The sequence below is a fragment of the Paenibacillus vulneris genome (assembly GCF_039543185.1).
In the GTDB taxonomy this organism is placed as follows: Bacteria; Bacillota; Bacilli; order Paenibacillales; family NBRC-103111; genus Paenibacillus_S; species Paenibacillus_S vulneris.
The window spans coordinates 508,586-531,970 of record NZ_BAABJG010000055.1; the positions used below are offsets into that span (position 1 = coordinate 508,586).

The following is a 23,385-nucleotide window of genomic DNA, read 5'->3' on the forward strand; positions in this document are numbered from 1 at the left end:
ATTTATGTATATTTTATTTATAATGAAACTGATATTTTATTGGTTTATTTTATCTTGAATCATTTTATATACCTTTTTTGGGATCTTAACTTCAGTATTTCGCTTAGTAGTAGTCACAATAATGCTTCCATTATCATCAAACTCAACATTATATTTATTTCCTTTTGGATCATACAGAATTCCATAGCCTACAATCATTGTTTTAGAGAAATCCCATTCCATTGTATCAACCCCTACAAAAGGATTATATATGTATTTATTTTAAAATAAAACAACAAAATTATTTTCTTTTATAGTATTCATATAACGAGTCTATTTCGAGCATTGGATAGTCAGGGTACGTATATAAATTAGAAAATTCATACTCAAACTCTTCTGCATTGAAACCATTTTCCATTAGTTTAATTACTTTATATGCTCTTTTCGTAGCTGTTGCAGTTAGTTCATAATTTAGTGCCATATGTCTATCACCTTCCCGTAAAATATAATTAAACTGCAATTTTACAACTCGAAAAATTCATTAAATGATTTTATTTTTGTTTTTACAAAAACCTTAAATATTTCACTTGTAAATGCACTTTTGATTATTTCGCTATCATCATATGATGTTAGTTTCTCATACACTTTTGAAACTATAGATTCAAAAGCTTCACCTGATAGATTTTGAATATCTTTATTGATCACATCAAGAGCTGCCATCTGAATATGTACGTTAATTTTGTTCTTTGTGCTTTGTTCCACAATAAAACCTCCTTTTTAGTTAATTTTAACATCTTCTGAAATCCATTAAAACAGCTATTTCATGGGGAATCTCAGGGGAGTTAATCTCCCCTAAACCTCGATAAATTGTACAAAACTTTTATGAATATTTGCTATTCCTTCTTCAACCCCATTATTCCATTTGAAATAAATTCTATCCCCCTTTACTTCTTCGACTTCACAGATGGTGCCTTCAGGGACAGTATAATAGAACCCTTGGTTGTTAGATTTTATTGTCACATCTAATTTGATTTTCATGTATATCGCCTCCAATATGTATCATAACAATTTTTAAATGCCTTTAAAACAATTAATTCATGCATATTGTTTACAATTCTTCGTAGGCTTCAATAATTACTTTTTGAAACTCCATATCGCACATTTTAGCCAATCCTTCATATGTATATGTCCAACTATCAATGCAACTTAACACATCATCTGTAATGAGCACCTGTTCAATTTTATCAAGTTTATCGATGTGAAATAGTTCGACCAGTACTTTCTTTGAACGCTGCTCAATAACCCTTTTGTTATCATAGGCTTGTTGAATTGTTCTATTTTCTTTTTCAATTACCCATTTAGGCGGTTCGTATTCAATTCTCGGTCTGGGTAATGTGAACTTATCATCGACAAGCCCACGACCATTACAGGCGTAACATTTACCGCCATCAATTATTATGTAATTCTGAATTATACCTTTACCTAGACACTTTGGACATTTTTTCATACTTTATTCCTCCCTTGTTTTCCCTTAAAACAACTCTTTTATAAGCTATATCTTTCACATAGCTTCACAAACTTTATTCCAATCCCAATCAATTTTTTCTTGTTTTGCCCATTCTTCAATGAAACAAAAACCACGTAAATCATTATACAATTGATTTAAGATCCATTCGACTGTATCAATGTCTTTTGCAGCAATGCTACGAGAAATTTCAACATTGTTTCCCTCTGATATATAATATACTTTTGTCTTATAATTTCTAGGGCAATGCAATTCTTTAATATTTATCAAAGATCCATTCTCTCCATGAAATTGATATATAAATTGACGGCTGCACTTCTCGCAATCAGAAACTATACAATCATCGACTGTGCCGACATCTATCATGTTAATTTGTAGATTATTACCACACATACAATACTGATTTTTATTCATTTATACACACCACTTTCAAAAAAAATTTATATATGTAAATAACCTTATCTAAGTAATATTATACAGATAAGGTTAGTCTATGTAAAGTTTTTTATTATATTTTATTTATGTATTTGTTTCTAATTTATTTTCTTCAACTAGGCGATAATAATGATCTCTTGCGTTTCTTTCATAATCAAATGTTTTAATGTCTGTATCGTTAATTGCAACTTCATAGCCATTATCTGTAGAGTAGAGAATGATAACAATGTCTTCACTTGCTGCAATTAGTTCAAGGATTTTCATATATGTATCACCTCTTTAATTAGGTTATAAAAGTAACATTTTATTGTGTTACAGAACAATTCACATAATTTTTTCTCATTTGCTCCGATTCCTGTAAGTATGCATTATAACTTAATTCATTTCCACCATTCTCTAAATATCTCCATAGCGGCAAAGGCATCTCCATTAATAATATTCCTTTTTCATCACTAACTAATCTTAGTTTCCGTGTGTCATTTAAACAATTCATGTATGATTCAACAGTATAAACTTGTTCCCAATCTACAAAATTCACTTGATTCCCATTAATTAATCTTGAATAAAAGTTTCTTTTTTGCTCTTTATCCATTTTTTTATTTCCTCCATTTTCTAATAAAATTAAAATTTCATACCCTTTTATGAGACATTCCATAATGATAAATCATACTCATTCACTTCATTCGTTGTTAACGGTCTGTCGTATGCTATAATTCCGTGACGGCCTTTTGTTTCATCTGACTTAACAAAACCTTTAGGCTGTGCTCCTATGCTTGCAGGACGTAACCGCATTTCATACCAGTATAAACCATTTTGATCTTTATTTTTATCTGTTTTACTTTCTTCCAAGTATTTTTCGAATGTCTTTTCTGCATTATATTTTTTAATAAAACCTCTATATGTTTTTAATTCCTCTTTTGCACTTTCTAATTGTTCGCTTTCTTTTTTAAGAACTTTCATTTCTTCACTGTTAATGGACAATTCTAGGCATTCCGAGACATCTTCTATAATTATTTCATTGTTATGTTTTACATTGGTTACAATTTGAATGTTTTTATATCCAGCCTTTTGCCACTCATTAAAAATATGTAACACTTCATTTAATGAATTATATTCACGCTTATATACATTTGAATAATCAATTTTTACATCTTCTTCATGTCTAGTTGTTTCAATAATATAGATCAGTTCCATTTCTTTTCCTATTCCCCAATATTGAACCCCGTTTTTTGTTCTTTGACTGAATTCAGATTCCCATACTATATTTTTCATTTTTATTCCTCCAATTATAATAAAATTTTACTTTCATTTTGACTGCGTTTAGATTGTAAATAGCCTCATATCGATTGCTTTTGTATTACTTGTTGAAAAATCTTTGGAAGTGCCAATGGTCCAACCAATAAGCGGATATTTGATAAGGTAAAAATTTTCAGTATAGTGTTTTCCCTTATGCATTTCTTTACATTGTTTTTTCACTTGTGCTAATGTCATATTTTATTCCTCCACATCTCATGAGTTCAATGTTTTAACTTATTTTATTATTAAAGGCATAATAATTTTAAGTTTATCCAATTTCCATTACGAGTTCTAACATATAGAGAACCATTTCTGTACTTACCATGCTTATACATGCTTTAAAACCTCCTATAATGGATTATAATGCTTAATTACTTTCAAGAGTATATTAAGCGACATCACATTCACAAAAGTCGATCAGAAACAATTTTAAGCGGTTTATGGTATTCATGAGTTTGTTTATCATAAAAACAACCCCAATCAATATTTATATTTTTTTTAAAATTGTTGAAGCATTATTTTTAAACCTATTTCCATACTGTACATAACGATCAACCATAAAACGAGTGTTATGTCTTGTTTGTTGCATTATTGATTCTGTATTAAAGTTTTCCATAGCTGCTGAAGTCGCAAAGCCTGAACGTAATGAATGTCCTGCATAATGTGTTGGATCAAATCCAGCAAGAGTAACATATTTTTTCACAATAACAGCAACATTATGAGGTTTTAAACGTTCGCCTATTTTACCTGATTTGTTTATTGATCTGAAAAGAGCATTGTTTTTTATTAAAGATGCATCTAACCAGTCATTCAAGGCTTGAATAGGACAATAGTTATTATGAGTGTAAACAATTGACTTTAGAACGTGAGTATTGTTCTTTTGCTCATAAATTGAGATATCCATACCCTGAGATGTCAATGTAAGATCCTGTAGGTTAATTGATACTAGCTCAGACCGTCTAGAAGCTGTTGAGAAGCCTAATAAGAGTATCGCCTTATCTCTTTTGCCTTGCAGTGTTGTTGTGTCTATACAGTCAATTATGGCCTTTATTTCGTCCAATACTAAAGCTTTCTTTGGTGTTTGCTTATTGCCAATTTTCCGCGCAACTCCATCAAGTAATTCTTTAACAGTTTGTATATTTGTTGGGCTTGGATGATTTGAAGAAGTATGTGCTTTATTGATAGCCGCTAAATGTCTTTTAATTGTAGATAGCTTGTTTGTGCTGGATAGAGTTGTTATATAAAGTAGAATTGTATCTGGATGAGCTGGCAATGGTGTTAAGTTGTGTGATGAACAAAAGTATGTAAAGTGGTTCCAATCTGAATTATATGCTTTAAGTGTATTTGATGCTTTGGATGATTGGAGTAATGAATTGATTTCATTTTGTTGTGATTCAGACAGAATTGGATCTGCTGTAAAGGATTGGGCTAATGATTGGGTAAACATTGTATCAACCTCCTTTATTCCCCTGAAATAAATATGTGTTGCTGTTATATGGAATTGATGAGCGTTATTCGCGATCAAAACTTTTTACAAAGACAAATGTGGAGACAACTACAATTAGCAAGGATAAGTATTTTAGATATTGTGGTTCAGCAGCTTTGACGAAAAAGAACATAACCACACCTAAGAGAAATAATATCGCTGAAGGATAACGCAAAGTTTTCATTATGAACAATCCCCTTTCACTCCTTTGTTATATTATAGTATATCAGATTTAGGGAAGGAATTAACCTTCCCCTTTTTTTATTTTATGTATTATTTTTTAGTTTCATTTTTATCATTTTCTATTTTTAATTTTCTTGCTTCTTCTCTTATCTTGTTTGTTTCTTCGATAATTTTATTTGTTTCTGCGTTTAGCTTTCTTGTTTCCGCTAATAGCTTTTTTGTTTCTGCCTTGACTCGTTCCCTGTTTGGTTTGAAGGATAATGCACCGATAAGACCTGTTAGGATGGATAAGAATAGTAAGATGTAATCCTTTATTTGGTTCATCTATTGCCCTTCTTTCATATTTTGTTATCATACTATTTGAAAAAGCTGTGGTACTCAATAGCGTTGCTGTTATGCTGAATTGTGTTTATTTAAATCTAAATGAATTGATTCGATACTTTCTTTCGACTTGTATGTTTTATTAATGATGCTGTTATATAACTTTTGAAGCTTTTGTATTTGATAAAGTGCATGTTCAACCATGAAACCATCATTAACCCACTCTTGATATCCTGCAATCTCTTGCAGTAATTGTTTTGCCCACAATTCGTCTATGTTGTTGGTATACATGGTTCCACTTTTTGAAAAACCTGTGGAAGTTTGATTCGTTGCTGTTATTGCAATTTCTTCGTTTTGAACAACTTGGCAAGACTCAGTTGCAATTGCTTCATCTTCCAAAATCTCTTGGCTATTAGAGACTGGAGCTGTTATAGCAAATTTTACAATTGCGTTGAAAAGATCCGTCATTAAAGAAACGTAATAGTTACGATACTTCTTGCTATCTTTGCCTTTTACGATGACTTTTGTTATTTCGTATGTATTTACGTTGAAAATGATTGAACCCATGGTTTCCCCATTTTCCAAGTCGAAAAACATTTCCAAAAGCGTGCCAGACTCTACCGAATAGTGAACAAATTCACCGTCAACAACCTTGCTTCTGTTCTGGATGACAGGCGTGATAGTCATGATATCGGAAGCTTTTAGGCTACCAACCTTGAAACCTTCTGATTTTAAGTTGCTGATGATTGCTGTGAATTTCGCCTTAGTTTCAGTTGTCATTTTTGTTTCCTCCTTATCAGTTTATACCTAATTATACCATGGAATGGGTTGTTTGTAAACATATTTTTGTATATTTTATTTATTAATAGATGGATGGCAATGTGTGTTAGTGTGTGATAATATTTTCTGGCAGGGAAGATTGACATGGTGTGATTGGTAGGTTGAATGAGGAATAGATGATTATTAGTGATGATTGGTGAGTTGAGGAAAATATGTATGGTGGTTACTTTTTGTAAGATAGTTGTGTAGAAACAGTTGTGTATTTGTGTGTGGTTATGTGTCGTATGTGTTGGATATAAATTCGCCTGTTACTATGTCGATTATACTTACTATATTTTTTATAGTGACTATATATTATAAAGTAAATATCTATTTTAGTGTTACTTCATTCAAGTCGCTACTTGCCCAGAAACGAAATGACCCCCTATTTTCGTTTCTGGGCAGCCCTAATTATTACCTACGATAATTTATAGTTATCGTATTCTATAGTGTTTATAAGGCTTTTTAGAGCCGTATAGAGGGGGGTATATTTACAATTATCAGCCCCTAAATTTTGAGTGATTTGCCCCTAGCAGGTCCATCTCAATCTCACACTTATACATAAACGATTACCCTTAACCACAATCACAATCGTAAACACAATCGTACAGCCATACCTATTCACTCTCATTTTACCCTTTTCTCACCTATATTTTTCCCCTATATCCATCACCTCATTTTCCATCACTGTTACCCTCCAAACCACCCATTATCCAATCATCACACACTCAAATCATTCATTTTTCCTATATCTAATCTACACTTTAACGATTACCATCCCCATATTTGCCACTCATCCAATCAACCATTAACTAATTTTATCTTATAATCCCTCAACTTTCTTCAAGCCAATCTAACCCAAAACCTAACTTACCGATTTCAATATATCGCGGCAACCTATCATCCAAAAAAAGTGACTCATATCTCATGAGCCACTACCCACATAACTTCTCTTTTTTAATTAACAAAAATGGATAACACTCTACACCTTCATCATTATATATCTTGCCTATCCCTAACTCATTCAACAAAATCTTATTTGCTCTTTTTCTTTCCAATCCATACTTAATACACAGTTCACCTATAATTTTTTTCATCTGCCTATGTTTTGAGTCTTTACTTCCTACAACTATCTTATCAATTACGCCTAATACTTCACTTTCAGTTGTCCAACCTTTTGTCTGTAGCAAATGTAGTGCTGCTTGTTCTAATTCTTTTGTAACCATGTGACTCTTCTCACTTACCTTCTTGTCTTTCATCTGAGGGTATATCCTGTTCGCTTCATCTTCTCCTAGTGCTCTTATAAACATTTCCTTGGAGATCCCTTTCATGGTAAAGTGATTCTCTCTAAACTCTTTAGCCTTAATTTCTGACTCAGACATACTCTCTTCAGAATAAGGTTGAATTGAATAAAAATTTACTAAATTCATTCCCTTTATATTTTTCTCACCTTTACTTAAAACCAACTCTTTCTTTGCCCTTTCTAACAATTTATTCGGAATTTCATGTTCTTCCAATTTATATATGTATTTTAAATAAGTGAATAAAGCAATTCGATCACCAACAAGCTTTATATTATTCTTGCCACACACCTTAGCAAAATGACGTAAACTCATAAAAAATAGAACTTTGGAATACTCTTTGGAGTAATGTTCAGCTGGTATATATTCCTTCGATATGCTTATAAATTTTATCAAATCATCAAGATAATTCTTTACTAAACCATATTGTATTGGGTATTCTTGAGGGAAATCTGTGCTTTGTAAATAATGTATATTTTCGTCAAGAAATTCAATTTGTTCCTTCTGCCATTCAGTTTGATGGAAGTCAACTCTATACACCTTTCTTAAAAACTCAAGTGCTTGTGTTCTATTGCATTTCAGTATGCGTTCGATGCATTTAATGACCATGCCCTTACCAAATGTACAATTTGAGCTATTACAGCAGTATATATAGTCACCAGTTTCCATATTTTGAAAAATACTTGCACTTGGATTATTATCTTCATGGAATAAACAACAAAATGATTTAGGATTATCTATTCCAAGAAGCTTACTAATGTCTTGCTTTTTTATGTAATCAACATACTCACTATATGTATAATATCTAACCCTCATTGGCTGCAGAATAGAGTGCAGCTTCCCTATGTCTTTTTTCCTTATAATATCTACATTATTTGACTCTAGGGGGGGTTTTGGCATGTCAATAGCATTAGAATATAAATCTAAAGAATATTGTAATGCCAAAACCCCCTGACCACTCGACTCACATACAGTATTATCTATATTTGATTTATAAATATAATCTTCTATTAATATCCTATTATTATAATTAAATATATATAAATCAGTTCCACCATATAACATTCTTGCTTTTTCAAAGCATTTAGAGTCAGCATCAGGATACTTAATCTTATAATCTCGAAGTATATAATCCATCAATTGGCCATTTATCACTTTTTCATTAAGCATGAAGATTACTCTAAATTTAGGGTGATCATTCTGATAATTAAATGTCTTATACATAAATACTGCTGTATCTTTAAACTGCTCCTTTGCTTGCTCCCACATTCTAGTAATGTTTTTTATTTTTTTGTTCTTCCCATTTATTTTTTTCGTTATCTCATTATCGAAATCCAAACAAATCAACTGTTGTGATTTCCAGTGTTCTTGTGATCTAGTGATTTCTCCATTAATTGAATGAAATTCTGATAAAGTGAATGATCTTCCTTTAGTTATTTCATCAGCCAAACTTTCTATCGTTATGTCAACAGGACACTTTACTATACTTTTAGTCACAGTTCCTGCACTTCTAGGCTTGCTTGTGTAACAAACATTATCAAGCAGTATCTTCAATTGCATATCTCCCCTTTAATCTATTTTAAGAAAAGAAGCCGCTAAACGGCCTCTCTCTTAAGTAATTCTTCTAATCTTGTATTCCTTCTCAAATTTTCAACTTTATTCATTGCATGATTTATGACATCTGCTTGGCACACAATAACAACATAGTCTGTAGCTCTTGTAACTGCGGTATAAAGTAAATTAGCGCTCATCTGGAATTTGTGTGACTTATCACATATAATTAAGACTGCCTTTGCATTTCCACCCTGACTCTTATGCATGGTCAAACACCAAGCATGTAGTAATTGAAATTTGTCTTGTAGTGAAATCTTTATCTCATCCAAGTCGAACTTCACATATACTCCATTTTCATCAATTTCTTCATCTTCATCCTTCTCACTATCTTCATCATCAAATTTATATCTATCCTTACTAAAGTTAAGGTTATCTTTTTGGGGTTTCCAGTCAGTAATTAAATCATAAACAATTCCTTTATCACCATTTACTATTTCAGTTATCTCTTTATTTATATTCACAATATCATATGTATTTTTTACATTTATAACATAATCTCCAACTCTGAGTATGTTGTCTTCACCAAACTCAATTTCCTTCTTTTGTGAACTAAATGGATTCACAATAGTTTGAATTTCTTTATTAATTGCCACTGTCCCAAGTAGTCCCTTCTTAGTTGGACTTAACACCATAATTTCTTCTGGTTTATGATTAACTAAGAATCTGTCGTAATAAAACCTATAACCATCAGCCATCCATTCTTGTTCAGTACAGTGGATGACCATATTATTACCAAAGCATACACGACCCTCAGTTCCATTATCTATAAACTTTTCCCCAAGTCGAATCTTTGTTGCAATATCTAAAATTCCACCCTCACTTTGTCTAAATACAATATCAAGTTTGGTGGTGGGTAAAACTTCACTTTCAAGCATATCATGTAAAAGATTACCTGCAGACACACTTGGGATCTGAAAAGCATCACCAATGAATAATACTCTGGTCTCTGGGTTCTTAATTTTTTTCAGGATTGACGCGGCAATAAATATGTCTAACATTGAAGTTTCATCTATTATAACAAAATCTTCAACGATCTCCGTTAAATCCTTTTCCTCTTTTGTCATTCCATAACCAATTGCCCTATGTGCCGTAGTTGCTTTTTCACCAATGTATCCTGAGAGTATCTTTGCAGCATTGCCAGTGGGCGCTAACCACTTTGCTGTTAGTCCAATTTCTTTTAAAAGTTCTCTGAGTAGACTTTGCATTTTTGATTTACCAGTCCCTGCATAGCCTATTAGCAAGTTGATACTATTCTTTTTAATATTGTAAAAAAATGCTCGTTGTTGGTTTGATAACTTTATACTATACAAACTTTCCATTCTTAAGATAAAATCTTCCACATCAAAATTTAGTTCAGTTGAAGTCTTAATTTTTGTGTTTATCCAATTGCTAATGTATTCTTCTGTCTTATAAGTTTCCTCTAATGCAACCATCGTACTTTCTATATGCAACCCCTCAGTTGCAGTAATCTCATTATCTATTAACCCAAAATCAATTTGTAGTAGTTCAACTGCTTGATTTAATAACTCTTTCTTTTCAATATATGTATTACCTTTACTTTGTTCTACTTCAATAATATGTCTTATACCACTCTGAATTCGAAAAGGACTTTCAAATACTTTCTCAACGAATAATTTTTCTGCCTCTTTTTTTGTTATTTTTCCTTCATCAAGTAACAACTGAATTTCTTCTTTGGTCATGTTTCTAGAGATTGCATCAGCCTTTTTAAAACCGATTCCGTGAATTTTAGTCAGTACGTAGGGATTATTTTTAACTTTTTGAATCGCAATTTGAGCAGATCCAAATTCTTTCATCAGTCTAACAATTGTGTCATACGTGATACCATATTTACCCAGATTGGCAAATAACTCTTGATACTCTAAATTATCCATAATCTTTTGCCTTACTCTTTTATAAGTTGTCTCACCAAAACCCTTAACTTTTTTATAATCAAATTTATCCTCCTTGAATAATTCAATTACATCTTCTTCCCCATAAACCTTATAAATTTCGTATATTTGATTTTCTGTAATAAGTGCCCTAAGAAAGTCCTTTTGTGCTTCTAAAGTTTTTGGTAGTTCTTGATACACCGATATGATATTGTAGCTTGTCCCATATGTAGGGTGACTTTCTGCAAACTCTATCTCTGCCTTATAAGTAATATCTAAGTCTAGTCGTTGCATTTTTCCTTTTACTGTTATGTTACCATACTTATTTTTCTCAACATCATTGCTATTTGTACTACATGAATAAATGTAAAAATCATTATTTGGATTAAATACTTTAGGGTACAGACATTTTGTTGGAGTGATATCTAGTTTAATAATATTATTCATTTTTCATCCCCTTTTCTATTGGTTTAAGATAATTTTTAAGTTATTTACTTTCTCAGGACTCATGTTGGTTTGGCCTTTTAAATACATACTCATCATAGCTGCGCTAATCCCCAATTGTTTTGCAATCCAAATTTGCTTTAATCCCTTCTCCTTAATAATTTTCTGGTAGTTCATCAAATATTTCTCCTTTTCCAAATGTATTGAAAAAAAATTAAGTGCTACCTTTATGCAACAGGAACTTATCATTTTCTAAATGCAGAAGTCAATAGTTTTTCCATTTTATTGTACTAATCATCAGTACTACTTTTTAAGTATTCCACTGATTGAAACCAACAGATATCATTTTTTAAAAACTATTGACTTTAAAAAGCAAAAAATGCTAAATTATCGCTGTAAGAATCGCATCTTACCGAATCTTTATAGAGGGGATGATTTTATATGATAAAGGAGAATGTAAATGGGAAGAAGTTCAAGACTTGAGTGGCAAGACGTCTATTATAATGGGGACATTGATCCAGAGAATGAATTTTTTGATGAGGAGACCCAGAAAGTCCACAAACGAGTAACAGATGATGGTTGGGATAACATTAAACAATCTACTCAGAGAATCTATGACAGTGATGATGATTTGTACTTGAAAATTAAAAATGGACAAGTAAGAAGAAAATAGATTTATTCTCTATAATGAAAGTGAGGGAGAGATATTAGTCTAGATAAGCAAATACATATATATAGCATTGATACAAGTGCATTTTATAATGAAAATGAAATTAAATTACATAATAGACTCAATAAAAATTATAGATTAAGAGCAAAGTTAAAGAAAAACATAGCCAATATTAAAAATACATATGAAAGCAAAAGTAAAAAAATAATATCAAGTATCAACAAACGTATTAAGAGAATAAAAGATAAGCTTTATATTGAATTTAAGGAAAATACACAGGTCAGGCAGTTAAGAAATGAAGTATTAACAGATAAAAATATTGTCTCTGTATTTGAGTCAACATTAACCAGAACATTGGGATTAAAAGAAAATCAGTTATCTTTGGATATAGTTATAGTCGAAACCTTCTTTTTTCAAATTCTTGAGGATATTATTATAAATGGATTTCTTCTTAATAATGAAAAGTACGTATGTTTTACTGCAAGTGCTGGACAAATAAGAACCAAAAAAACAGTGTTCATTAAGGAAAGTTTGTTACAAAGACACCGCGACACTCTCATGTGTGGACTCCCCCCCGATAAAATAAACAGCCTCGGTGGAGTAAATATCAATAAATATCTAGCTTATTTGGCTTTATGCAATAGTGCCACTGACGAATGGAAAGATATTGACATTAATAAGGTCATCGTGGTTGATGATATGGAAACGCTAGTCCGAAGTGTTGTAGATTATATTGATGAAAAAACATACAGCATCACTCGGAAAGAAATGGACGTTAGAATAAATCATACTGATGGCTGCGGAATGATCCTCCCAAAAAAGAGTCGCAAAAGTTTTATGATAAGAATGCCTTGGATAAAGGGTCTTCTTGTCCCCTTCCCCTATGACAAATTTATTAGGGAGGCAAACAGGGCATTAAAAAATGGATTCAAATGTGGAACAGTAACTGATATTTATGGTAAACAATACAACTTACTTGAGGACAATATTGAAATTATACTAACAAAAAGTCAGTTTAAAATGTGGAAATACTACTCCTCATGGGATGAGTATAAGGAAAAATACATAAAACATAATTGTCAAACAGGAATATGTAATGTTGAGGAAGATAATATTGGCAATGCAAAAATTAATTATCAAATGCTTCAAACACTTACTGATATAACTGACGATGAACTTGAAGAATTATGTTCTAAAACCAAGGAAACTATAAGCAAAATTGGCACTGACAGAAAAACCATGCTAAAAGTACTTGGTGTTTCTGACTCAAATGAAAGTAAGAATTATTTTCAGAGAGCATTGGAAATATACCCTGAATTGCTTGCTGATACATACTCTAAAGAAATATTGAAACAAGTAAAGAAAAGTATTGTGAAAAATGCAAGAGCAGGGAAGTTAGACATTGAAGGGAAATATACCTTTCTTTGTCCAGATCTATATGCATTTTGTGAGTATCTAATTTTAGACAATAAGGAACCAAAAGGATTGCTTGCTAACGGTGAAGTATATTGTTGCTTGTATAAAGAAACTAATTACTTAAATTGTTTACGTAGTCCACATTTATATCGTGAGCACGCAATAAGACACAACATATCTGACAAAGTAAAATCGAAATGGTTTATTACAAAAGGCTTATACACGAGTTGTCACGATCCAATTAGTAAGATATTGCAATTTGACGTAGACGGAGATAAGGCGCTTGTCTGCGCCGATAATTTACTAATTAGAGTTGCAGACCGAAATATGAATGATATTGTCCCCTTGTATTATGAAATGGCAAAAGCTGAAGCTGAGGTAATTGATAATCAAAGTATTTTCAATGGACTTAGAGCTGCTTATACTGGTGGGAATATTGGAGTGATATCAAATGATATCACAAAAATATGGAATAGCGAACAGGTAAATTTAGATGTAATTAAATGGCTTTGCATGGAAAATAACTTTGTTATTGACTATGCTAAAACACTATATAAGCCAATAAGACCAAAGGAAATTGGAACATTAATTCATATGTACACGAAGTCTAAGGTTCCTCACTTTTTCATGTATGCCAAAAATAAAGAAAAACATGAAGTAGAGAAAATTAATAATAGCACTATAAATAAATTAGAAAAGATTATCAATAACCCAAGATTAAATTTTCGTGCAAGTAACATTGGAAAATTCAACTATAAAATGCTATTAAGTAATAAAAGTGTAAATGTTGATTTGAATAAAGACATCATTGATAAATACTCTGAACTTGAAACAAGAAGCCATTTTATGATTAACAAAGATACAGATGAAAATAGTAACATTCCTTATCTGTATCAATCAATAAAAGAGGAAATTTTAGAAGTAAATTCAAATATTAATTATGTCGTTGATGTTCTAATAGAATACCTTTATAAATATAAGCGATCATCCTTTAAAGCTACATTATGGGAATGTTTTGGTGAGGTAATATTGATTAATTTATCAAATAACATACATAAATCATTTAAAAAGGGTTACATTTTATGTGATTCATGTGGGACACGAACTATGGGCAGAACTTCAAACAAAAAATACTGTGAAGCGTGTGCAAGAAAAATTAAAAGGACAAAAAAATAAAACAAATTGGTTATTTTTAGACACATTAGCAGGGAAAGCGGCGATTTTTTTGTTAGATTAAAAAAAGTTAGAATTAATAAGGATTTTTTGACCTCATTTATATCGTTTTTCCAAGTGCACAAAATGTCAAAACAAGCATATTTCCTATATATTTACTAACTTTTTTAAAGATTTGCTTAATAGCCTCTAAGGGGAGAAGACAACCCCATAATTAAACTAAGGGAGAATGAAATAATGAATAAAGTTGAACTAATCAAAAAAGTAGCAAATATTACAGGATTGCAGAAAAAGGACGTAGAGGCAGTAGTCGAGGCTACTCTTGATACCATTACAGATACACTTGCTAATGGAGAAAAAGTACAGTTGGTGGGCTTCGGAAACTTTGAATCTCGTCAACGTAATGCTCGTGCTGGTATTAATCCTAAATTATTCAATGAGCTAAAAGAACAAGGTGCTTCTGAAGAGGAAGCAAAGGAAAAAGCTAAGTTAACAATTAATGAAACCAAAGTTCCTGCATTTAAACCATCTAAAAAAATGAAAGAATATGTAGCGAGTAAATAATACCTATTTTTTATACATAACTTATAACAAGGGGTGATCGTGACTAGCGGTTGCCCTTTTTCCATACTGATTTGCACATAAAATATATTGGGAGATGTAATATACAATGGCAAATGAAAAAATTAAAGAATTAAATCAAATTAAAGACGATCTTTACAATCTGTACCCTAATGCTGTAAAAGTAACAGTCGTTGTTGAAGCAGAAAAAATTACAGTAACTCCAGTTGAGAAATACGAGATAAATACTATACTGAATGATGCTAATGAAGATGAGGAGTAATTAGATGAATCACTCCAAACTTCTACAGATAGGAATTAAAAAGAGAAACAAAGAAATAAACGAAAGTTGGCAAGATCTTGCTAATGCGCATAGTAATGGTTTATTTGTAACTGGTGAGGCTTATAGATGTTGGGTAAAATCGCAACTAAGATCTAAAGATGCAAAATTGGAGAAGCCATCCACCATTAACGATAAGAATGTATCGAATTATAAAGAGCAGGTAGAAATTCAAAAAGATGGAACTCAAACAAGTAATAAACTTGTTCATATGTCAATCGAGAACTCGAAAAATGTTGAATTCCTTTTAACTGCACATGGATACGACAAGTCAGAGTGGGAACTTGTTTCGGCTAAATCAAATATTTGGAACTCATATTCAAAACAAGATGGAGTCTTACAGTTATATGCTAGTAAAATCACTGTCAAACCTCGTAATGATCATTATGGATTTCAGCAAATTATTGAAGCCATAAAGAATGTACAGCCAATTGTAATTGATACTACTTCATTTGATTCAAAAGAAAATAAACTATTGGAAATCCCACTATTTGATGCTCATTTTGGCATCTCTGATTATGAGTACTATAAACAAACTCAATTAAGAATCTTAGATAAGATCAACTTAAGAAAATGGGACGAAATTCTTTTTGTTATTGGTCAAGACATGTTCCATAATAACGACTTGAAAGGTAACACTGCTAATGGAACACCAATTGAAAAGGTTGATATGCAGAAAGCTTGGGAAGACTGCTGCCTGTTCTATGAGCCAATGATTGAAAAGTCATTAAAACAGTCTAAGTATGTGAAAATCATTTATTCAAAAGGTAATCATGATGAAGCCATTAGTTGGGCATTTGTAAAGTATTTAAAGGCTAGATACCCTCAGATTGATTGTGATGATGAGATTGTGGAACGCAAAATTCATACATTTGGGGAAGTTTTCATTGGTATTACCCATGGTGATAAAGCCAAAAAAGATCTGCACAACATATTTATTCATGAATTCCCTTTGGAGTGGGCTAAGGCAAAAACAAGAGAAATTCACAAAGGACACTTTCATGTTGAAGATGGAAAAGATATTTTTGGTACTATGATTAGAACTCTTTCTACACGGAATAAAACCGACAGCTGGCACCGAGATAACGGGTTTGTTGGGGCGCACAAACGATTTATGTTATTTGAATATAATTTACAGGAACTAGATAGCATTCATTATGTTTAGGACTAGATTTATTCTATGTTTTTAGCAAAATACTTATGTGAAAGCAGGTTAGATTATAAATGCCTTACTTGATATTTAGAGGTGAGAATCAAGAAACAATTGAAGTAAGTGAACTTAATCCTCTTCCTGTTAAGTTTTTAGATAGTGGTAATAGTGGTAGTTCTGGCGATATGTTAAAAAGTGTATACGATGTAAATGATAATGGAAAAATTGATTTAGCAGAAGTAGCAGAAACTGTACCATGGGCTGGCATTACTGGAAAGCCTACAACATTTACACCAGCTACTCACACACATTCAATTGCAGATGTAACGAATTTACAGTCAACACTTAATAGTAAAGCTGCAGCTGTTCATACACATAGCATAACTGATGTTAATGGACTTCAAACTGCACTAGAAGGTAAATTAACTGCCTCAAAGATGGTTTCACAAACTGACAGTACAGCAGAAGATATTGCTGGACTTGTTTTAGATTTTAACGCCCTACTTCAAAAACTAAGGAATGCTGGGTTAATGAATCAATAAAGTGCAAAGATAGGGAAGCTAATTGTTCTTGGCTTCTTTTTTGTTTGCATTTTTTTGCAAACAAAAATAAAACGTATTGTTCTGGTGTAAGGACAAGTAAAGTGGGTGACTATTCTCCCTATGTCACCCAGACGTTTTATGGATATGGAAATAACACCTTATGGGAGGGTGAATAATGAGTTTTAAGAAGACAGATGACAAAGATCTGAAAATTGAATGTCAGAGATGTGGCAAGTTTAAAGCACCCACACCATCTAACTACTATGTTAATGGCCATCCGCTATTTAATTGGGAGAAATTCAAAGTATGTAAGGATTGTACTAATAATTACATTGGTGAAAAAGGATCAACTGGTTATTTACACAGAGTATATTCAATGCTTGCCTTGCTTGACAAACCATTCTTAACAGATCTGTGGAAACAAAGGGACGAAGAATGGCAAAGATATATTCCTACACTTAGTTCAATGAATCAATATAAAGGGTTAACTTTTAAGGATAGTATTTTCGTATCTTCAAACAACCATAATTACAATGATCAAGTAGATGATACTATCATAAAAGAAAGCGATCTTCTCGAATTAACAAGGTATTGGGGAAGAGGCTACTCTAACGAAGATTATTTATATCTAGAGGAAGAAAAATTTAAGTTAATGTCTAGTTTTGAATGTCCAGATTATGGAATGGAAATGATTATGCGTGATATTTGTTTTATTAATTTGGAGATAGAAAAAATAAGACAAGAGCAAAAAGGTAATGGTGGCAAAGAAATAAGTAACCTAATCAAAACCAGAAGTGATCTTATGAATGATGCAAAAATGAAGCCAATACAGGCAACTGGCGCAGATGCAAATGATCAAATTTCTTTTGGTGTATTAATAAAAAAATGGGAAAATGAAAAACCAATTCCTCAAGGATTAGATGATGAAATGAAAAGTTATATAGATACCTTTATGATTGGTCATTTAGCCAAAATGGAAGGATTGAATAATGAAATGACCGAGAAGTACGATAAAGCCATGTCTGCATACACCATTGACTTTGATGAAATTAACAGAAATAAAGAATATGAAGATGATTAATAATGTCAGGATATGATAATTTTCAAGTTCAGCGAAACAAGCAGACAAAGGCAGTTGGTGTTTACGACAAGGGTAAGAACTTCAATAAAAGCGCAGACAATCTTACTAAATCTCAAAAATTAATGAATGGAATAGCAGACTGGACTTCTTTTTATCGTTCTCGTCCAGATATTTTTGCTGAAGAATACCTTGGTTTATCAATTAAACCTTTTCAGAAGATTTTATTGTACTGTATGATTGTGTACAATTATACAGCATTCTTTGCTAGCCGCGGACTAGGTAAGTCCTATTTAACAGCACTTTTTTGTGTAATTATGTGTATCCTCTTTCCTGGTACTAAAGTGGTAATAGCTGCTGGTCAAAAATCACAGGGAATGAAAATTGTCACAGAGAAGATACCAGAACTTATTGCACAATCAAAAACTGGTATGTTGAAACGGGAAATAAAAGGTTCAATTCGAACTTCAATGAATACAGACGATCCTAATGTGGAGTTTTTGAATGGTTCATGGATAAAAGTTGTTGCTTCCACTCAAGGTGCTCGATCTGCACGTGCAAATATATTAATCCTAGATGAATTTCGAATGATCGACCCTAAAATCTATAAAAACGTCTTAAGAAGATTTCTCGCAGCTTCCAGACAGCCGGGGTTTCTTCAAAAACCAGAGTATAAGAATAAACAAGAATATCTAGAAAGAAACAAAGAAATATTTTTAACCTCTTGCTATTACAAATTTAATTGGTCATATGAGCGATATAAGGTATTTATTAAAGCAATGTTAGAGGGTAAAAAGTATTTCATTTGTGGACTGCCATATCAGATTGCCATAAAGGAAAATTTGACCAATAGAGAGCAATTGTTAGATGAACTGGCTGAAGACGATCTAGATTCTATTGGGTGGCTCATGGAAATGGACTGTCTTTTCTTCGGAGAAAGTGAAAAAGCTTACTTTAAAACTGAGGAAATAAAAGATACAAAAGTAATTCAATTTCCGGTATACAAAAAAGAACTACAACAGCTTATTAAGAATAAGAATATATCTTCGAAGAAAAATGAAAACGAAATTCGTGTATTAAGTTGTGATATTGCTCTTCTTGGTGGTGACGCAAATGACTCATCAGTGTTTACTCTTATCTCCGCAAAGAAAAATAAAAGTGGTACTAGGTATAAGCGAGAAGTACTTAATATTGAATCGCATCAGGGGCTTCATCCTGAAACTCAGTCATTTATAATTAGAAGATTGTTTGATGATTTTGAGTGCGATTATATAGTATTGGATCGTCAAGGAAATGGTATCAGTGTTTACAGTTACCTCTGTAGAAAACAGTATGATGAGGAGCGTAAGAAGGAGTATCCTCCATTTTACTCAATGAATGAAAAAGATGATCTAAAGTTGGCCGCTTTTCATACAGAAGACGAATATGAGGATAAAATATACACAGTTTCAGCATCTGAAGAATTTAACCATGATATTGCTTTAGACCTAAAGGATAAAATTATCAATAAACGAATCAGTTTTTTAGTCTCTAAAAATGACATTAGGGAATACTTCATTGGAGAGTCTTGGTTTAACAAATTGAGCGTTGAAGAGCAAGTGGAGCTATTAAATCCATATTTGCAAACAGTGTTGTTAGAAAATGAGATGGTTCTTCTTGAGCGAGTGGAACATCCTAAGTATGTAAAACTTAAAGAGCAATCTGGGAAACGAAAAGACAGATACTCTTCCTGTGCATATGGTAATTATTTTATAAGTTTAAAAGAAAAAGAGCTGGAATCAAAGAGAGTTGAGATTGATGTACTCACTATACCAACGCAAGTCTCTTCCCTTCACATTCATTTATAAAATCAAATAAGAAAGTGAGGTGATTTAAACCTATGGAAGATGCTTTTATGAGTCAGATAGATCAAGACACTTTCTTGATAACAACTTCAGCACAAGAAAAGAAATCACTTGAGCAAGCAATATACGATTATACAAATAAGAGCAATTTTCGATCAACCTATTTCAGTGAGAGCAGCAGTGTAGCCAATTTTAAAATTGATGATATTGATAAGCTTGCTTTAAATGCTCAATCCAACTTAACTCATATTATTCAAATTAATAACATTGTAAGGTATTTCGTTAATAAAAACGATATATTGGGGAAAGTCTACGAAGCAATAGAAACCAATGTTAATTCTGATTGGAAGTTGCAATATCCTAATTACAAAGAAGAAGATAAAGAGATCATTAACGAAATTGACACACTCATACGGGATTTTAATGAAAAAATAAATTTAGAGCAGTTAATAACAGATGCAATACCTATGTCTTATCTCGAAGGTAATTACCCAATTTATCTAAGAAAAAATGCAAATGGCGAGAACTTTCAAGTCGATTACTACCCTCTGGGTATAACTGAAGTTGCAGATTATAACATGAGCGGAGAACCATATTTGCTTATTAATATCCGAGAGTTAGAGTCAAGGTTAAGAAAGATATACGGCAAAAATAAAAAAGATAAGTCACTATTTTATGAGGACATGGAAAATGAAATAAAAGATACATACCCTCCTGAAGTTTATAGTGCTTATATTAACAAAGAAAGATATGCTCGATTAAATATTGAGAATTCTGGTCTTATCCGTATTAATAATTTAAAAAGAAAATATGGTTTATCACCTATTTTTAAATCACTGAAATCAGTAATTAGATTAGAGAATATAGAGCTTTCTGATGATAAAAACACTCTCGTTCGTGGGAAAAAAATCATTTTTCAAAAACTCATTAAGGAATTGATTCTTCAACCTAGAGACACACCCAATATTACATGGAGTGCTGCACAGGCCAAAGCCCATGTAGATCTGATGACTGCTCTAAAGGGAAATGGTGTGTCCGTATATACTGGTCTTCCTTGGACAGAGAAGGTGGAGTTTATCGAACCAAAACTTGAGCAGACAAATGTGCAAGTGAAGAAAAGTTATCGAGATCAAATAATGGCTAGTGTAGGCATTGCCTATCTCAACACCGATAAGGGTACTCTAGGTGCAGCACAAGTAAGTATCACTGAACTTATGAAAATGATAAATAAAATTAGTGAGCAACTTGAGAATATACTGAAAAAGTGGTATCGGGGATTATTAATTGATAACGGTATCGACCCAAAATTTTGCCCTAAGATAAAGGTCATTGATTCCGAAAAATTGTCTACTGAACTCTCAATGAGTTTAGCTAAGATGCTTAACAATGAATTAAATGCATCTTTAGATACAGTTTATCAAGTGCTTGGTCTAGATGTTAAAACTGAGGCTAGAAAAAGAGAGAGCGAGAAAGAATTGGGATATGACGAAATATTCAGCCCTAGACAAACTAGTTACACAAATGGCAACAACGGAATAAATGACAGTGTAGGCAGACCAAATGAAAGCAAAGATAAAGATAGGCAAGATTATGATAAAAACTACAACAATGACAATGGGAGGTAAAATATGATAATAAAGTGCCCCCATTGTGATGAAAAGTTACTTATTAACCAAGAAGATCAATCAATCGAGAAACTTTTAGATACTTCATGCAATATGGATAATGAAAAAACTCTACTTTTGGAAGAATTAAACATCGAATTTGGTTAACTACTTTATGGAAAGGTGGTGATGATGAAATAAATGAACAATGAAACGATAAAATTTACAAGTAGTCATGTAATCATACTAAGCGAAGAAAATAGTAGCGACTCAGTTGATGCAAAATTTATCATCTGTGATTTTCAGCCAAATGGAAATGATGTTTCTTTAAATAGAGATACAATAGAGGAATGGCTAAAAACACTAATTAATAAACCAGTAGTAGGTAAAGTCGTAACTCGTTTCGATGGAAAAGATGATTTTTCAGGCCATAATGTGAAAGTAGTCGAAGAAACTGATGTAGATGGCAATACAATTAAAACCGTCGAATTTGACACCAATGCCTTTGGTTCATTTTATAACGTACAAATTGAAACTGTCGATGATGTTGAATACATAACTGCTTCAGCCAAGATATGGAAACGTTTCAAGAAGGCATATAATGTATTTAAAAAGAGAGTTGAAAGTAAAAAAGGACTTAAGACCTCTTGGGAAATAAGTGTACATGAGTCACATAAGGAGAAAATAAAAAATAAAAATATTAAAGTTATTGATTATGGAGAGTTTATTGGTCATTGCTTGTTAGGTGAGACAATAGCCCCTGCATACAAGTCTAGTGGTGTGATTGATGTAGCAAGTGAAGATCATGATACAGAACTTGTACAGGCGCTATCGCAAGATATTATAACTTTATCGTCTATTGAATACGAAAGTAATGAAAATAAAGAAGGAGGAGAATTTGAAGTGGCAGATAAAAAAGATGATACAAAACAAACTTCAGCATTAACTGAAAACGATGTGTATCGTAAAGTAAGACAAGCAATTAATAATACGTCTACAGACAAGTATTATTACATGTCGATGCTTTACCCTTACGAGTTTAAGGCAATCGCTTATGACTGGAATCGTGAAAAAGATTCTGATTTTGTTGAATTTAGCTATAGTGTAAATTCAGATGATACTGTAAGTATTATCAGTAAAAAAGAGGTTGAAATGGTGTTCCAGCCCAAATCCTCTATTGATTCTCAAGTATCTAACTTACAAACCAAACTTGAAGAATCAGAAAAACAAATTGCTGAAGCTGGTAAGTTACTTACAGAAGCAAAAAAAGAAAAAGAGGGCCTAGAAGCACAGGTTTCTGAACTCTTATCCTACAAGGATAAAGTTGTTGAGATGGAACAAGCAGAAAAGGAAAGGGAGTTAGCGGAGAAAAAAGATACATTGAAAACTTTTGCTCTAGAAGATAGTTTGATCAGCGAAGAAGAACTCAAAACCGATGATAAATTAGTTCAAATTTTTGCAGAACTAACACTCGATAATTTTGAAACATCTCAAGAAAAGATCGAGGTAATTAAAGGGCGTAAAGCGATTGCTATGTTCAAAGAAAACAAAGAATTAAGCAACAAGGAAAATAATGAAGTTGAGACAAGTCAAGTAGAAACACTAAAAAGACCAAAAACCGACCTAAATGGTTCGGGAAATGACGGACTTATGGTAAGTGCTACTGACCTAATTAAAAGTGTACTCACAAAAAATAAATAATGACTTTTTAGGAG

At 32.1% G+C, this 23,385-nt stretch carries 25 protein-coding genes; 10 read left to right on the plus strand and 15 right to left on the minus strand.

Features of this window, described 5'->3' with window-relative positions; genetic code table 11:
• Window positions 1-36 precede the first annotated feature (36 nt).
• From ABEA66_RS35380 to ABEA66_RS35450, 15 genes are all read right to left on the minus strand, one after another.
• Window positions 37-222 (minus strand): hypothetical protein, encoded by a 186-nt coding sequence (locus ABEA66_RS35380; RefSeq protein WP_345595125.1) that lies wholly within the window; start codon window positions 220-222, stop codon window positions 37-39.
• A gap of 279 nt (window positions 223-501) precedes the next feature.
• Window positions 502-741, minus strand: a complete 240-nt coding sequence (locus ABEA66_RS35385) for a hypothetical protein (RefSeq protein ID WP_345595127.1) — start codon at window positions 739-741, stop codon at window positions 502-504.
• Between the two features lie 90 nt (window positions 742-831).
• Complete coding sequence (locus tag ABEA66_RS35390; protein ID WP_345595128.1) at window positions 832-1,017, minus strand: hypothetical protein; 186 nt, start codon at window positions 1,015-1,017, stop codon at window positions 832-834.
• Window positions 1,018-1,087: 70 nt separating this feature from the next.
• On the minus strand, window positions 1,088-1,486 hold the full coding sequence (locus tag ABEA66_RS35395; protein WP_345595129.1) for a hypothetical protein: 399 nt from the start codon (window positions 1,484-1,486) through the stop codon (window positions 1,088-1,090).
• Between the two features lie 54 nt (window positions 1,487-1,540).
• Window positions 1,541-1,918: a hypothetical protein gene (locus tag ABEA66_RS35400; protein ID WP_345595130.1), complete on the minus strand. Its 378-nt coding sequence runs from the start codon at window positions 1,916-1,918 to the stop codon at window positions 1,541-1,543.
• Between the two features lie 105 nt (window positions 1,919-2,023).
• Complete coding sequence (locus ABEA66_RS35405) at window positions 2,024-2,203, minus strand: hypothetical protein (RefSeq protein WP_345595131.1); 180 nt, start codon at window positions 2,201-2,203, stop codon at window positions 2,024-2,026.
• Window positions 2,204-2,243: 40 nt separating this feature from the next.
• Window positions 2,244-2,531 carry a hypothetical protein gene (locus tag ABEA66_RS35410; RefSeq protein ID WP_345595132.1) on the minus strand — a complete coding sequence of 96 codons (288 nt, stop codon included), beginning with the start codon at window positions 2,529-2,531 and terminating at the stop codon, window positions 2,244-2,246.
• A 47-nt stretch (window positions 2,532-2,578) separates the two neighbouring features.
• Window positions 2,579-3,211 carry a defense against restriction DarA-related protein gene (locus ABEA66_RS35415; protein ID WP_345595134.1) on the minus strand — a complete coding sequence of 211 codons (633 nt, stop codon included), beginning with the start codon at window positions 3,209-3,211 and terminating at the stop codon, window positions 2,579-2,581.
• A gap of 48 nt (window positions 3,212-3,259) precedes the next feature.
• A complete protein-coding gene (locus ABEA66_RS35420; RefSeq protein WP_345595136.1) occupies window positions 3,260-3,430 on the minus strand; it encodes a hypothetical protein in 171 nt (56 codons plus the stop codon).
• Between the two features lie 292 nt (window positions 3,431-3,722).
• Complete coding sequence (locus ABEA66_RS35425; protein ID WP_345595137.1) at window positions 3,723-4,682, minus strand: site-specific integrase; 960 nt, start codon at window positions 4,680-4,682, stop codon at window positions 3,723-3,725.
• A 312-nt stretch (window positions 4,683-4,994) separates the two neighbouring features.
• Window positions 4,995-5,228, minus strand: a complete 234-nt coding sequence (locus ABEA66_RS35430; protein WP_345595138.1) for a hypothetical protein — start codon at window positions 5,226-5,228, stop codon at window positions 4,995-4,997.
• 69 nt (window positions 5,229-5,297) lie between these two features.
• On the minus strand, window positions 5,298-6,005 hold the full coding sequence (locus ABEA66_RS35435; RefSeq protein ID WP_345595140.1) for a hypothetical protein: 708 nt from the start codon (window positions 6,003-6,005) through the stop codon (window positions 5,298-5,300).
• Between the two features lie 974 nt (window positions 6,006-6,979).
• Window positions 6,980-8,899 (minus strand): hypothetical protein, encoded by a 1,920-nt coding sequence (locus tag ABEA66_RS35440; protein ID WP_345595142.1) that lies wholly within the window; start codon window positions 8,897-8,899, stop codon window positions 6,980-6,982.
• Window positions 8,900-8,940: 41 nt separating this feature from the next.
• On the minus strand, window positions 8,941-11,295 hold the full coding sequence (locus tag ABEA66_RS35445) for an AAA family ATPase (protein ID WP_345595144.1): 2,355 nt from the start codon (window positions 11,293-11,295) through the stop codon (window positions 8,941-8,943).
• Window positions 11,296-11,310: 15 nt separating this feature from the next.
• Window positions 11,311-11,469, minus strand: coding sequence for a hypothetical protein (locus ABEA66_RS35450; protein WP_345595146.1), 159 nt, complete (start codon window positions 11,467-11,469; stop codon window positions 11,311-11,313).
• Between the two features lie 283 nt (window positions 11,470-11,752).
• Here ABEA66_RS35450 and ABEA66_RS35455 point away from each other — a divergent pair, with 283 nt between their 5' ends.
• The 10 genes from ABEA66_RS35455 (at window position 11,753) to ABEA66_RS35500 (ending at window position 23,371) form a co-directional block, all read left to right on the plus strand.
• Window positions 11,753-11,965, plus strand: coding sequence for a hypothetical protein (locus ABEA66_RS35455; RefSeq protein ID WP_345595148.1), 213 nt, complete (start codon window positions 11,753-11,755; stop codon window positions 11,963-11,965).
• Window positions 11,966-11,998: 33 nt separating this feature from the next.
• Window positions 11,999-14,554: an RNA dependent RNA polymerase gene (locus ABEA66_RS35460; RefSeq protein ID WP_345595214.1), complete on the plus strand. Its 2,556-nt coding sequence runs from the start codon at window positions 11,999-12,001 to the stop codon at window positions 14,552-14,554.
• 234 nt (window positions 14,555-14,788) lie between these two features.
• Complete coding sequence (locus ABEA66_RS35465) at window positions 14,789-15,115, plus strand: HU family DNA-binding protein (RefSeq protein ID WP_377740412.1); 327 nt, start codon at window positions 14,789-14,791, stop codon at window positions 15,113-15,115.
• Between the two features lie 106 nt (window positions 15,116-15,221).
• Complete coding sequence (locus ABEA66_RS35470) at window positions 15,222-15,395, plus strand: hypothetical protein (protein WP_345595150.1); 174 nt, start codon at window positions 15,222-15,224, stop codon at window positions 15,393-15,395.
• Window positions 15,396-15,399: 4 nt separating this feature from the next.
• Window positions 15,400-16,617 carry a hypothetical protein gene (locus ABEA66_RS35475; protein ID WP_345595152.1) on the plus strand — a complete coding sequence of 406 codons (1,218 nt, stop codon included), beginning with the start codon at window positions 15,400-15,402 and terminating at the stop codon, window positions 16,615-16,617.
• Window positions 16,618-16,676: 59 nt separating this feature from the next.
• Window positions 16,677-17,144: a phage tail fiber repeat family protein gene (locus ABEA66_RS35480; RefSeq protein WP_345595154.1), complete on the plus strand. Its 468-nt coding sequence runs from the start codon at window positions 16,677-16,679 to the stop codon at window positions 17,142-17,144.
• 175 nt (window positions 17,145-17,319) lie between these two features.
• Window positions 17,320-18,225: a hypothetical protein gene (locus tag ABEA66_RS35485; protein ID WP_345595156.1), complete on the plus strand. Its 906-nt coding sequence runs from the start codon at window positions 17,320-17,322 to the stop codon at window positions 18,223-18,225.
• A 2-nt stretch (window positions 18,226-18,227) separates the two neighbouring features.
• Window positions 18,228-20,069: a terminase large subunit domain-containing protein gene (locus tag ABEA66_RS35490; RefSeq protein ID WP_345595158.1), complete on the plus strand. Its 1,842-nt coding sequence runs from the start codon at window positions 18,228-18,230 to the stop codon at window positions 20,067-20,069.
• A gap of 32 nt (window positions 20,070-20,101) precedes the next feature.
• On the plus strand, window positions 20,102-21,691 hold the full coding sequence (locus ABEA66_RS35495) for a hypothetical protein (RefSeq protein WP_345595160.1): 1,590 nt from the start codon (window positions 20,102-20,104) through the stop codon (window positions 21,689-21,691).
• Between the two features lie 180 nt (window positions 21,692-21,871).
• Window positions 21,872-23,371, plus strand: coding sequence for a coiled-coil domain-containing protein (locus ABEA66_RS35500; protein WP_345595162.1), 1,500 nt, complete (start codon window positions 21,872-21,874; stop codon window positions 23,369-23,371).
• The last annotated feature ends 14 nt before the right edge of the window (window positions 23,372-23,385 follow it).